The sequence below is a fragment of the Kibdelosporangium banguiense genome, from assembly GCF_017876405.1.
Classification (GTDB): domain Bacteria; phylum Actinomycetota; class Actinomycetes; order Mycobacteriales; family Pseudonocardiaceae; genus Kibdelosporangium; species Kibdelosporangium banguiense.
Genome location: NZ_JAGINW010000001.1, coordinates 9,313,741 through 9,326,651 on the forward strand (window position 1 = coordinate 9,313,741; position 12,911 = coordinate 9,326,651).

A 12,911-nucleotide genomic window follows, 5' to 3' on the forward strand; every position below is an offset into this window, starting at 1 on the left:
AGACCCCCGGCGGCTCAGCACGTGGCGCAACGGTGATCACCCGTTCCGCCGGCCCTTCTCGACCGTTCCGTTGCGCAGCACCAAGGTCCACCAGTCGGCGACCATCGCCGGTCGCTCGTGCCCCTCAACGGTGAAGGTGCAGCGGCGCAACACTTTGAATCCGACGTCTTTCGGTTGGACGTCAAGGGTTTCGAACGCCGGGACGATCGTGTCGCCCCAGTGGACCTGGGAGACGAACCGAACGCGGTCGAGCCCGTAGTTCAGGCCCCACACCTGGCTCGCGGCGGCCGGCTGGGCCATCCTCGCCACGGCGTCGAGCATCGACAGCAGCAGGAAGCCTTCGACCAGGTTCTCCGGGTAGTCGGCCGGATCCTCGGGATAGACCTTGTCGAGCCAGGTTGCCCGGTGGAACAACTCGCTTTCCTCGTCCCCCAGCGCGAACGGCTCCCCGCGCACGACGGTCCCGACCATGGACGGGAGATCCTCGAACTTCCCGGTGGTCTCCTCCCCTGCCAGGCGGTCCCACGCCGTGCGAGTGAGATGTTCGCCGTCGACCTTCAACTGGTTCTTCGGGATGCGTTGCGTCGGCGTCCGGGGGAACGGCTCCGTGCGGTGCTCGACATAGCGGGGAATCTTCTGACGGCTCAGCCGTTGTTCGCAGAACTTCACCAGGGCCGCCGGGTCGAATCCCGCACCGGGCACCAATTCGACGTAGGCCTTGACCTCTTCGCCCATCATCGCGTCGGCGACCGGTACGACGGCCGCGTCCAGCACGTCCGGGTGCAGGCGAAGCACAGTCTCGATCTCGGTCGGCGCGATGTTGATGCCGCTTCGGCGGATCAGTTCCTTGCGACGACCGGCGAAATAGTAGACGCCGCGTTCGTCACGGCGCATGAGGTCGCCGGTGCGCAGCCAGCCGTCACGCAGGACCTCCGCGGTGGCCTCAGGGTTGTTGAGGTAGCCCGGGAACTCCACCTCGCCGGCCAGTTCGAGTTCTCCGGAGCCCGTACCGGTGACGACGGCTCCGTCCTCATCGACCAGCCGTGCATGGACGCCGGGATACGGGATGCCGAGTGCGCCGGTGCCGACGAACTCGGCCCCTGCCGAGTCGGGCATCGCGATCGCAGGGCCGGATTCCGACGACCCGTACGCTTCCCGCCAGGGGAAGCCGAACCGGCGCTCCAGCTCCGCGTGCCGGCCTGGCGGGATCGCGAGCGCGATCGCACCTTGGATGCTGTGGTCGCGGTCCGCGGCGCTTTCGGGACGGCTGAGCAGCATGTCGGGAATGGACCCGATGGTCAGGATCTCGGTCGCGCGGGTCTGCCGGGCGACGTCCCAGAACCGGGAAACGCTGAAGCGCCGCATCAGCACGATCGTGGCGCCCGTGTAGATCGCGGTGAACAGCGCCACCAGCGGGTCGCCGTAGTGGAACTGCAACGGCATGAGCAGGCGTCTGTCCTCGCCCGGCACGGCTGTCCGGCTCCGGACGAAGACGTCGATGTAGCGCAGGGTGTCCGGATGCGTGCCGCCGAGTGCTTTCGGCAAGCCGGTCGTCCCGGAGGTGTATCCGATGTCGACCAGGTCGTCCACATCGGCCTCGACAGCAGCCAGGTTCAGCGGTGGCTCGGCGCCGAGCACATGAGCGAAGCCATAGGGCTCCTCCCCGCGTACCGCGATGACCTCCTTGAGGACTGGCGACGTGCCTGCCAGTTCCTGGAAAACCGCGGTCGACGACTCGTCCGTGATCGCCAGGACGCACTGCGAGTCCTCGACGACGTAAGCGGCCTCGTGCGAACCGATTTCCGGCGAGAGGGACACCACGACCGCCCGGTTGGCCACCACGGCCAGGAAGGCGATGACGTATTCGGCGCGGTTTCCGACCGCCAGCGCCACGCGGTCGCCGAATCCGATCCGCGTCGCCAAGGCCGCGGCGAACTTCTCCGTCTCCGCTCTCAGTTCCCGGGAGGTGATGCGGTACCCGTCGTCGAAAACGAGCGGGGTCCGATCTCCGAATTGCTCGAATCCCTGGCAAAGGACCTGGAGCAACGGGAGCCGGGGACAACCTGTCCACGCTTGCGGGAAGTCCTCCGGCCAGGTCACGGGCACGTCGGTCGAGCCGCCCATCTGGACGACCTCCTGTTCTCGTTGTCTTCCGGGGGTCGAACGCCAGCCGGTCGAAATATATCCCTCGTTATATGACGTGCCAAACATAACCAGGAGGCACCTTTCCCGCAAGGGTTTCCCGGACCACGGCATACCGAGCTGAGTAGGTCGTATGACCAAGTCAAACGGCCAAGATGCTACTATCGGGTATGCCCCCGGGTCAGGACGTCAAGATCACCAAGAAGCATGTCAGTGCGGACGTCCGGCGCGAGCAACTGGTCGCGGCCGCCCTGCGGGTGATGAAGCGTGACGGGATCGCCGCGGCGACCACCCGCGCGATCTGTGCCGAGGCAGGCATGCCCCACGGGGCGTTCCACTACTGCTTCCGTTCCAAGCAGGAGCTTTACGCCGCGTTGCTGGCCGCCGACATCAACACCGGTCTCGACGGCGTCTGGCCCGTCATCACCCCACAGGCCGACCCCACCAGCACCATCCGGACCCTGCTGCGCACGTTCTTCTCGACCGTCGAGGCCGACCCCGAAACGGAACTGGTCCTGACCGAACTGATCGGCTTCGCCCTGCGCGAGCCAGAACTCCACGGGCTGCCTGCCTGGGAACACCGCGCCTACCTGGCGAAAGCCGTGGTCCATCTCGAGCGGCTCGCGGACGAAGCACAGCTCGACTACACCATCGACATCCAGCTGCTGGCCGAGATGGTCGTCGCCACGCTGAGTGGCGTCACCTCGTCGTGGCTTTCCCATCGCGACAACCGGATCGCTCACGAGTCGCTCGACCAGTTCGCCGTCCTCTTCGCCGGGCTCACCCGGCCGAGGCAGGCCGGGTAACCGGCCTCCCCCAGCAGGCGCGAGCCAGATCCCTTGTGCGGTCTTAGAAAAGATCCGTCGCGTAGCGGCCGGACTCAGCGAGCGCACTGAGCCATCCGGCGCCGTGACTCTCGGCACCGGTTCGAGTCAGCGTCTGCTCGACGGCCGGGCCCATACCGGTGACGTCGCCACAGACATAGATGTGGGCGCCACGTCCGGCCAGTTCCAGCACTGTGCCGCGTTCTTCCCAAAGCCGGTGCTGGACGTATCGCACATCCCCGTCGGGAAGCCGCGAATACGCGCGGTCCACGCGCAGGCGGCCCGAATCGACGTGCGGAGCGAACTCGTCGGCGTAGAGGTCGTCCCAGTCGGGGTGCTGACATCCGAAGAACAGCACGGTCTCGCCGAGCGGTTCACCGGCGTCCGCGCGGGCCATTCGAGCCTGGATGAAAGCGCGGAACGGGGCGATGCCGGAGCCCGCGCCGATCATGATGACCGGCACGGCGTTGTCAGCAGGGGGCCGGAATGCCTCCACCGGTGAGGCGAGCGCCACGGCGAGCCGGTCGCCTGGCTGCACGCGCTGAAGGTAGCTGGACGCAGCGCCGCGGTAGGTGCCGTTGCCCGACAGGGCGGGACCTTCGACAACCGACGCGGTGAGTGCGACATCGGATTGGATCTCGGCGGCAGAGCTGATCGAGTACTGCCGCGCCCTGTGAGGCGGCAGCATGTCCAGTACCCAGGCCAGATCCACCTGGCACGAGGGGAACATCTCCATCAGGTCGAGCAGCGACAGGCGCTTGCCCAGCACGAGTGCGGCGTGGTCGTCGCCTGCGAGTCGGCCGAGCTCGGTCCGCTCGGGCGGGCATTTCGTGGTCTGCGCGAGCCGGGAGACGACCCCGGGCGTCGCGGGTGCTGACAGGTCGACGTATCGGGTGAGCAGGTCGTCGACTCGTGTCGGGATTCCGACGGGTACGTGCCCGGCGGGGGCGTCGGACTCGATGGTGACCAGCTGATCGGCCGGCACGCCCAGCCGGGCGATCAACCGGGTCACCAGACTCGGGTGATTCCGCGGGAACACGGAGAGATAGTCGCCGGTGCGATACGCCATGCCGTCGGGCAGCCGCAGTTCCAGGTGGCGCTTGGATCGCTCGGAGGGCCCACGCACCAGCTCGCGGTTGTCCAGCACGACAGCCGTGGCCGCCGTGTCCCGGTCGTGCTGAGCTGCAGGGGTGCCGGTGATGCGGTAGCGCGGTCCGGTCAGGTCGACGTGGGCGACGCCGTACTCGGTGGACAGCTTCTCCCATAGCGGCTGGTACCAGCGTTCCCAGTCGCCGAAGAAGTCGGTGCGGGCATCGGTCGCCCCGCGTTCGCGGACGCGCCTGGCCCCGGCGGCGTGCATTGCCTCATCGATCACGGTGGGTACGCGCTGGTAGGTCGCGGCCCAGTCGAGGCTTCCGCAACCGAGGACGAGGTAGTCCACTCCGGTGAGGTCCGGACTGGTCTGGGTGAGCCACTCGACGAATCGCTTGGCGTTGTCCGGCGGGGCGCCGTTGTAGGAGGAGGTGACGATCACGACCGGCCCCGTGGTGGGGAGCGTGCCGGCGTATTCGTCGAGGGGTGCGGCGACGGTGTCCCAGCCGCGGGCTTTGCCGTCTCCGGCGATGGTCCTCGCGAGGCTCTCGCTGCTGCCGCCGTTGGAGCCATAGAGCACGAGGATCGGTGTCCCGTGTGTGGTCACCATGTCCGCCGGTGCCTGCGAGGTACGAGGTGCCGCATCGGGCCGGATCTGCGTGTGGGGCCTGCGTGCGGTGGCGCGGATGGCGAGGTCTTTGGGTTTGATCGTCAAGGTCTCGCTGATGGTCATCCGGTAATCAGGGTCGGCGAGGGCGATGTCGAACCGCTGCAGCATCATGGCCAGGACCAAGGTGGCCTCCTGCAGCGCGAACGGCCGGCCGATACACGCACGGGCGCCGTGTCCGAAGGGCATCCATGCGTACTCCGGAATGTCGTTCATACGCTCGGGACCGAAGCGGTCGGGGTCGAACACGTCCGGGCTCTCCCATACGGCGGGGTCGCGGTGCAGCACCGGCAGCATCACCAGGACGTTCTCGGCTGGGTCGATGGGATATCCGCCCAGCGTGGCCGGTTCGCTGGGAGACAGTGCGAACGCCGGCGCGGTCGGGTGCAGCCGGAGCGTCTCGCGCAGGATCTGGCCGATGTAGCCCAGGCGGGCGAGATCGTCGAACGTCGGGGTCGCGTCGCCGAGGACCTCGTCGACGATGCCACGCGCACGTTCGAGCACCTCGGGGTGGGTGAGCAGTTTGTGGGTCGCGAACGACAACAGCCCGGAAGTGGTCTCGTGCCCGGCGATGAGAAAGGTCGCCAGCTGGTACTGGATGTTCTCCGCGGACAGCTTCTCCCCGGTGAGGGGGTCGACGGCGCTGAGCATCCGTTCGAGCAGATCGTCCGGACGGCCCTCGGCGGGCTTGGCGATGCGCGCCGCGACGATCTCGTCGGTGATCCGGTGCATCGTCGCGATGTCGTCGCGGTACTGACGGTTCTTCGCGAACAGGAACGGCTGGACGCCGGGCAGCCGCTCACCACGGTTGCCCGCCTCGATCAGAGCACCGACCATCGCGCCTACGAACGGGTGCGACTGCTCGGAGTAGAACGAGTTGAACCGCACGTCGAACGCGCACAGGGCGATCGTGTCCAGGGTCAGCCGGGTCATGTCCTCGGCTACGTCGATGTGGTGGCCGGGCCCGAACCGCTCCCAGCGGACCATCATCTGCTCGGCGATGTCGAGCATCTGCGGGAAGTAGTCCTTCATCGCGACCGTGCCGAACGCCGGCATCAGCAGCCGGTGTGCCCTGCCCCAGTTGGGTTCCTGGTTGTAGGCGGTGAACAGCCCGTCCCCGCCCAGGTCACGAAGCTGCTCCAGCGAGTCGTGCACCGCTTTGGACCAGGTCGGGCCGGCACACATCTCGGCCACCAGCGCGTGGTGGGAGGCGAAGATCTGCCGCTTCCCGCCTGCGCTCAGCACGAAGATCCCGCCGTACTCCCGGTGGTAGTCCTCAGCGAACTCGATTGTGGTCTCCTGGGAGGCGCCGAGGACCTCGAACAGGTTGCCGACCAAGGGCAACGGCTTCGGGCCGGGAATCACTGCCCGCGTGGGTGAGACCTGCGTGTTCATCTCTGTCTCCTTCTCGGGTTCAGTGGTCGGCGGGCTGGGTTGCCTGGTGCTTGCGCAGGGCGAGGAACGCGCCGAGAGCGGTGACGGCGACGATCACCGCAGCGGTGAAGAAGGTCTGCGTCATCGCGTCGACGAACGCATCCTTGGCGACCGCCATGAACGGGCCCGCCAGCTCCGCCGGGAGCTCCCCGGCGACTTGACTGGCGGCTCCGATCGTCTCGGAGGCGACCTTGGACGCCTCGGCGGGAATGTCGGCGGGCAGGTTCGCGGTGACGCTGCTGCCGTACAGGCTCACGCCGATGCTGCCCAGAACCGCTGTGCCCATCGCTCCGCCGAGTTCGTAGGCGGTCTCGCTGATTCCGGCCGCGGCCCCGGCCTTGTCCGCGGGGGCAGTGCCGATGATGACGTCATTGGTCAGTGTGTCCGCGAGACCGACACCACCGCCGAGCAAAGCCCCGCTGGCGAACGCCAGAGCCATCGACTCATCGACGCCGAGAAAGCTCGCCAGGAGATACCCCAGCGCGGCGCCCGTCAGACCCAGCCCGATCACCCACCCCATCGACAAACGGCGAGCGATCGCCGGTGCCGTGAGCGCCCCGGTGACGGCGCCTACCGCGAGCGGCAGGGCCCACAGACCGGCCTCGAGCGGGGAGCGGCCGAGCACGATCTGGACGTACTGGGGGAAGAAGTACAGCACTCCGGTCATCGCGAAAACACCTGCGACATTCGCCAGCACCGCCACGGTGAACGGCAGCGACCGGAACAGGGAGATGTCGATCAGCGGCTGCGAGAGCCGGCGTTGCCGGGTCACGAAGACCGCGGCAAGTGCGACGCCTCCCGTCAGCCAGGCGACCGGACCGAGTCCCCAGCCGTGCTCGCCGGCGTTCTTGAACCCGAAGATCACCGTGAGGATCGCCGCGATCAGCAGGAGCGCCGAGAGCAGGTCGAACGGTCCCGGGGCCGGATCCTTCGACTCCGGCAGCAGCAGCGGGCCCACGATCAGCAGCACGAGCATGATCGGCACGTTGATCAGGAACACCGATCCCCACCAGTAGTGCTCCAGCAGCAGACCGCCCACGACCGGGCCCAGCGCGGAGCCACCGGCGAACGCGGCCATCCACACCGAGACAGCGCGCCGGCGTTGGGCCGGGTCCTGGAAGACCGTGCGGATCAGCGACAGGGTCGACGGCATCAGTGTCGCGCCGCCGATTCCCAGCAGAGCCCGCGCCACGATCAGCACCTCGGCACTCCACGCGAACGCCGCGAGGATCGAGGCCACGCCGAAAGCCGCGGAACCGATCAGCAGCAGCCGGCGCCGCCCGATCCGGTCGCCCAGCGACCCCATCAGGATCAGCAGGCCGGCCAGGAACACCCCGTAGATGTCGATGATCCACAGCAACTGGGTCCCCGACGGGGCCAGGTCCTGGGTCAGATGCGGAACCGCCATGGACAACACGGTCAGGTCGACGCTCATCAACAGCACCGGCACCGTCAGCACCGCCAACGCCCACCACTGACGAACACCTGCTTGGCGCGGCGCGGGAACTGGACCGGAGTCGCGCATGCCTCGCTCCATTCGTCGATGTCCTGCGAACATCAACTTAACTTGGCCATCTGACCAAGTCAAACGGCCAAGCCGCATGGCCAACTTCGGGACGTGCGATCATGGATCACGGCGAATCGCCGTGCGAGCAGGTCAGAACGGACGCGGGAGCACCATGCGTCCCTGAGGAATGTGATCAGTCACATCGGACGATCAGGCCTTCTGGACGCCAGGCCCGAGTCGTCGCGTCAGGTCAGGATGTGGCGACCGGCAGGTCGATCAGCCGCATGAAGTACTGCAACGCCGCGGTCTGCCGTTCGGGCGTCCACAGCTCGGGATGCTCGATCGCCGACAGCACCACGCCGCTGGTCCACAACCGGATCAGGTCCACCATCGGGTCGACCTCCTCGGCTGGGATCAGGTCCTGGATGGCGGTCCTGATCAGATCGCGCATACCCGGCTCGACCAGGGCCAGGTGCTGCTTGATGGCCGGCTCCACATTGCGGTGGCTCACCATCGCCACACGCGCGCACTCGACCGCCATCGCCTCCCTGTCGATCGGCAGGAAGTACCGGACGACGGCCTCGATCCGGTCGTACGGATCCGGGATGGAGGCGAGCTGCTCCTGCATGGACCGCGCCTCGTCCAGGGTCTGTTCCAGCATCCGCGTCAGCAACGCGTCCCGGCTCGGAAAGTAGTGCGTGACCATCGTGACCGAGCCGCCGAGCCGCTTGCTGACCGCCCGCAGCGTGAACTTGGCGAAACCGAGCTCTCCCAGCACGGCGACCGCCGCGGCCACGATCGCCTCCCGCCGCTGCTCGTGGTCGACAAAGATCGGCACCGCACCCCTCCCGCTCGTTATACAACGACCCAATCATATAGCCGGGAGACCCGCTCGCGACAGCACGGGCCGTTGCTCAGAGCTCGGGACGGCGGGTGTGCCATTCGTTGATGCGCTCGTAGCGCGCGGCGATGGAGACCACGTCAGCGTCCGCCCACAGATGACCGATGATCTGCAGCCCGACCGGCAGCCCCTCGGAGTCGAAACCACAGGGCACGCTCAGCGCCGGCAGGCCCGCGTGGCTCGGCGGCTCGGTCATCGAGTGGATCAGCATGCCGAGTGGGGGCACCTCCTGGCCCTCGACCAGACGGGTAGGGCCGCGGTCGCCACCGTGCGGGAACGCCGGTACCGGCGTCGTCGGAGTGACCAGCACGTCGGCATCGGCCATCGCCGTGGCGAACGCGTTGTAGATGTCGGTCTTGCCCTGCCGGAAGGCCCGGTTGACCTCTCGCCCGGTCACGCTCTTCGCACGCTGGGCCAGGTCCACGCACATCGGCCACAACTCGATGCCGGCCGCCGCCATCTGTTCGACGAACTCGAGGTACTCGTATCCGTTGATGTGGTCAAAGAACTGCTGCGTGTCCGGCAGCTCCACGCGCACCTCCTCGACCACAGCGCCGGCCGCGCGCATGTCCTCGAGCGCCTGGGTGAACGCCGCCCGCACATCGGGGTCGAGCACTTTCTGTCCCAGGTCGGGGCACGCTGCCACGCGGACCCCGGTCAGGTCGCCGGGCGCACGCGCCGCCTCGACGTAGCTGCGCGTGTCGCGGGGCACGGAGAACCGGTCGGCGGGGTGGTGGCCATTGGTCACCTCGAACACCAGCGCGGCGTCGAGCACGGTCCGCGCGATCGGCCCGTCGGTCGTGTCGCCGTCGGTGTTGCCGGCGGTGGGGATCCGCCCGATCGACGGCTTGATCCCGACGGCACCGCACAGCGACGAGGGCACCCGGATCGATCCGCCGCCGTCCGACCCCCAAGCCACCGGCCCGACTCCGGAGACGACGGCCGCAGCCGCTCCTCCACTGGACCCGCCCGCGTTGTAACCAGGCCGCCAGGGCGTGCTCGTCGATCCGGTCAGCTTGCTCTCGGTCACACCGAGCAGCCCGAACTCGGGCGTGGTGGTCTTGCCGAGCAGGATGACGCCCTGCTGTTTGAGCCGGGCCCAGCCGATCGCGTCCTCGTCCGGGACGTACTCGGCGTACGCCGTACAGCCATAAGTGGTGCGTACACCCGCGGTCTCGGCGAGATCCTTGACGGTGATGGGGACCCCGAACAGCGGCGGGAGCTGCTCACCGGACCCCAGCCTGCGTTCCGCCTCCTTTGCCTGTGCTCGTGCCTCGTCAGCGGTCCGGGTGACCATGATGTTGAGCAGCGGGTCGACGTGGTCCATCCGGTCGAGCGCGGCGTCGACCACCTCGACCGGTGACACCTCGCCGCGCCGGTAGAGCTCCCCCAGCTCCGCGGCAGTCTTCCAGTACAGCTCGTCCGGCATGCCGTCTCCTCAGATCGCGGTGACAATATGTACGACAATGGCGGTCACCCCCGGACGTCGGGCACAGGTCGTCCCGCGACGAACGCCCCCGCCCGCTCGGCCACGTCGGCACCCGAGGTGATGGCCCCGTCCATCCAGCCGAACCAGCGGCGGGAGACGTCGGCACCGGCGATGAAGAAGGGTCCAGGAGAAGCCGCGAGTTCGTGCCAGCCCGTCGCCTGTCCGGGGGTCGCGGCGACCCATGTGCCACGGGCGTACTCGTCGGCGATCCAGTCGTGGGAGAAGGCCTCAAGCTCGGCACCGAGCTCCGGGTGCCGACGTCCCACCGCTTCGCGGGCCCGGTCGAGCGCCGCGTCATGGCCGGGCTCGCCGAGGCCGAACCGGGCGACGGCCGCCCGATACTCCCCGGGCACGGCGTACACCTCGATCGCGTCCGGCCATCCTCCGGAGTGCAAACCCGTAGCGTCGCCGGAGACCGTGGCCCACCCTTTGGCCACTCTGCCGACGTGGCCCTCGGCGAGCACCCGCGCGGCCTGAGGGCCGAACGGGATCTCCAGATCCAGCTCGGGCAGGACGTTGACAGGTAGCGCGATGACGGCCGCCCGCGCCTCGACCGAGAAGCCCACCCCAGCCACGACAACACCCTTGTCGTGCGGGGCGATCCGCTTGACCGAGTGTCCCAGCCGCACGACGTCCCCCAATTCGGCAGCGACTGCCCGCGCGATGGCGTCGGCTCCCCCGTTCACCCGCGACGACTCGCCGGTGAACGCGGCCAGGGCACTGCCGAACCCGCAGACCTCGTGCAGCAGGTTGAGCGCGGAGTAGCGGTGCTCATCGGCGCCCATCAACGCGAACGAGCCGGCCAGTACCTGTTCACGCGCCCGAGCTGGAAGATCCAGTGGCGCCAGGTACTCGACCATGGTCACGTCGAGGTGCTCGAGACCGCGGTACCAGTCGGGACGGTCGAAATCGATCTCGGCAGCGTCCTTGTCGATCTGGTCGAGCGCGCGTTGGTAGGCCGCGTTTACCTGGGACTCCGGTGCGCCTTCGGCGGTGATGTCCCTGGCGAAAGCGAGACCATAACGCTCGACTTCCCGCACCACCGCGTCGTGACAGTCCGGGGCGACCCACTCCGCGCCCAGGTCGACATCGGCACCGGCGGCCTCGAAGCGGGCCGTCCAGGCCCGGCCGCCGACCCGGTCGCGGGCCTCCAACAGCACCACGCCGATCCCGGCCGCGGTCAGGTCCCGGGCAGCGACCAGACCGGCCAGCCCGCCTCCGACGACGACGACATCCGTTCGGCTCATCCGACGTACCCCTCCCGAGCCCGTTCCGGCTGCCTGGCGAGTATGTATGAGCTTCGTTATATAATGCAACAAATATTTCCTGCTAGCGTCGGACGTGCCTGATCGGACTGACCGGAGGAACTCATGACCGCCCGTCCCCACGACCGCCGTCGGCCGACCGGAGAACAGCAATGAGCCAAGTGAGCATCAGCCGGCCCGTCACGCTGCCGTCCGGCCGCGCGGGTTCATGGCCCCTCTCCGCTCTCGAGGGATCCAAGCTCCGGCCCTTATGGCTCGACACCCCTGACCGTCCCGCGCCGCGGTTGCCCCTCATCGACGACATCGAGACCGACCTGCTCGTCGTGGGCGGCGGTTTGACCGGGCTGTGGACCGCACTGCGCGCCGTCGAACGCAACCCAGGCCGCCAGGTCGTCCTCATCGAGAGCGACCGGATCGCCGAGCACGCCGCCGGCCGCAACGGCGGGATGTGCGAGGCCAGCATCACCCACGGCGAGCACAACGGACGCACACGGTGGCCCGACGAGTACGACCAGCTGCACCAACTCGGCATGCGCAACCTCGACGAGATCGAGCAGACCGTCAGCCGCTACGACATCGGCTGCGGCTTCCGGCGCGGCGGCTCGCTGTCCGTGGCCACCCGCTCGCACGAGGTCCTGAAGTTCCGCCCGGACATTGAAGGATTCCTCGGCGCCACCGCCACCCGGGCGATCGTCGACTCGCCGACCTACCTGGCCGGGCGGCACAGCCCTCGCGACTGCTCCGTCGTCGACCCGGCACGACTGGCATGGGGACTGGCCAAGGCAGCCGAGTCTCAGGGCGTACGAATCCACGAACACACTCGCCTGGAGTCGCTGACACGCAAGGGCGGCCGCGTCCTGGCCACGACCGCCGGCGGGACCGTGCGCGCGGCGAATGTCGTGCTCGCGACGAACGTGTTCCCCGGCCCGCTGCGTCGGCCGCGCTGGTCGGTGGTGCCCGTCTACGACTACGTCCTGGCAACCGAGCCCCTCACCGACGAACAGCTCCGGTCACTGAACTGGGACCCCGCCATCGCCGTCACCGACTTCGGCAACCAGTTCCACTACTACCGGATCACGCCCGACAACCGGATCCTGTGGGGCGGCTACGACGCCGTGTACCACTTCGGACGGTCCATTCGCAACGAACTGCAGGACCGCCGGGTCACCTTCGAGAAGCTCGCCCGGCATTTCGCCGAGACCTTCCCCCAGCTCGAGGGCATCCGCTTCACCCACCGCTGGGCCGGAGTCATCGACGCCTCCACCCGCTTCGCAGCCTTCTTCGGCCAGGCCCACGGCGGCCGAACCGCCTACGCCACCGGGTTCACCGGCCTGGGCGTGGGAGCCTCACGCTTCGCCGCCGACGTCATGCTGGACCAGCTGGCCGGTCTCAGCACCGAGCGGACCCGGCTGCGAATGGTTCGGGAGAAGCCGCTGCCCTTCCCCCCGGAGCCGATCGCCTGGATCGGCATCCAGATCACCCGCTGGTCGATGGACCGCGAGGACCGCACCGGCCGACGCAACCTCTGGCTGCGGTTACTCGACCGTCTCGGACTGGGATTCGCCTCATGACCGACACGGCGATCCGCAC

At 68.2% G+C, this 12,911-nt stretch carries 8 protein-coding genes; 2 read left to right on the forward strand and 6 right to left on the reverse strand.

The window, feature by feature from the left end:
- Positions 1-36: 36 nt before the first annotated feature.
- The gene (locus JOF56_RS42345; protein WP_209645212.1) at positions 37-2,124 is read right to left on the reverse strand and encodes an AMP-binding protein; all 2,088 of its coding nucleotides are present in this window, start codon (positions 2,122-2,124) and stop codon (positions 37-39) included.
- Between the two features lie 188 nt (positions 2,125-2,312).
- On the opposite strand from JOF56_RS42345, the gene JOF56_RS42350 reads away from it, so the two are divergent.
- The gene (locus tag JOF56_RS42350) at positions 2,313-2,948 is read left to right on the forward strand and encodes a TetR/AcrR family transcriptional regulator (protein WP_209645213.1); all 636 of its coding nucleotides are present in this window, start codon (positions 2,313-2,315) and stop codon (positions 2,946-2,948) included.
- Positions 2,949-2,991: 43 nt separating this feature from the next.
- On the opposite strand, the gene JOF56_RS42355 is transcribed toward JOF56_RS42350, so the two are convergent.
- From JOF56_RS42355 to JOF56_RS42375, 5 genes are all read right to left on the reverse strand, one after another.
- The gene (locus JOF56_RS42355) at positions 2,992-6,120 is read right to left on the reverse strand and encodes a bifunctional cytochrome P450/NADPH--P450 reductase (RefSeq protein ID WP_209645214.1); all 3,129 of its coding nucleotides are present in this window, start codon (positions 6,118-6,120) and stop codon (positions 2,992-2,994) included.
- A gap of 19 nt (positions 6,121-6,139) precedes the next feature.
- Complete coding sequence (locus tag JOF56_RS42360; RefSeq protein WP_245378606.1) at positions 6,140-7,684, reverse strand: MFS transporter; 1,545 nt, start codon at positions 7,682-7,684, stop codon at positions 6,140-6,142.
- A 232-nt stretch (positions 7,685-7,916) separates the two neighbouring features.
- Positions 7,917-8,504, reverse strand: coding sequence for a TetR/AcrR family transcriptional regulator (locus JOF56_RS42365; RefSeq protein WP_209645216.1), 588 nt, complete (start codon positions 8,502-8,504; stop codon positions 7,917-7,919).
- Positions 8,505-8,580: 76 nt separating this feature from the next.
- Positions 8,581-9,996 carry an amidase gene (locus tag JOF56_RS42370; RefSeq protein ID WP_209645217.1) on the reverse strand — a complete coding sequence of 472 codons (1,416 nt, stop codon included), beginning with the start codon at positions 9,994-9,996 and terminating at the stop codon, positions 8,581-8,583.
- A 44-nt stretch (positions 9,997-10,040) separates the two neighbouring features.
- Positions 10,041-11,303: a flavin monoamine oxidase family protein gene (locus JOF56_RS42375; protein WP_209645218.1), complete on the reverse strand. Its 1,263-nt coding sequence runs from the start codon at positions 11,301-11,303 to the stop codon at positions 10,041-10,043.
- A 170-nt stretch (positions 11,304-11,473) separates the two neighbouring features.
- Here JOF56_RS42375 and JOF56_RS42380 point away from each other — a divergent pair, with 170 nt between their 5' ends.
- Positions 11,474-12,892: an NAD(P)/FAD-dependent oxidoreductase gene (locus JOF56_RS42380; protein WP_209645219.1), complete on the forward strand. Its 1,419-nt coding sequence runs from the start codon at positions 11,474-11,476 to the stop codon at positions 12,890-12,892.
- Positions 12,893-12,911 lie beyond the last annotated feature (19 nt).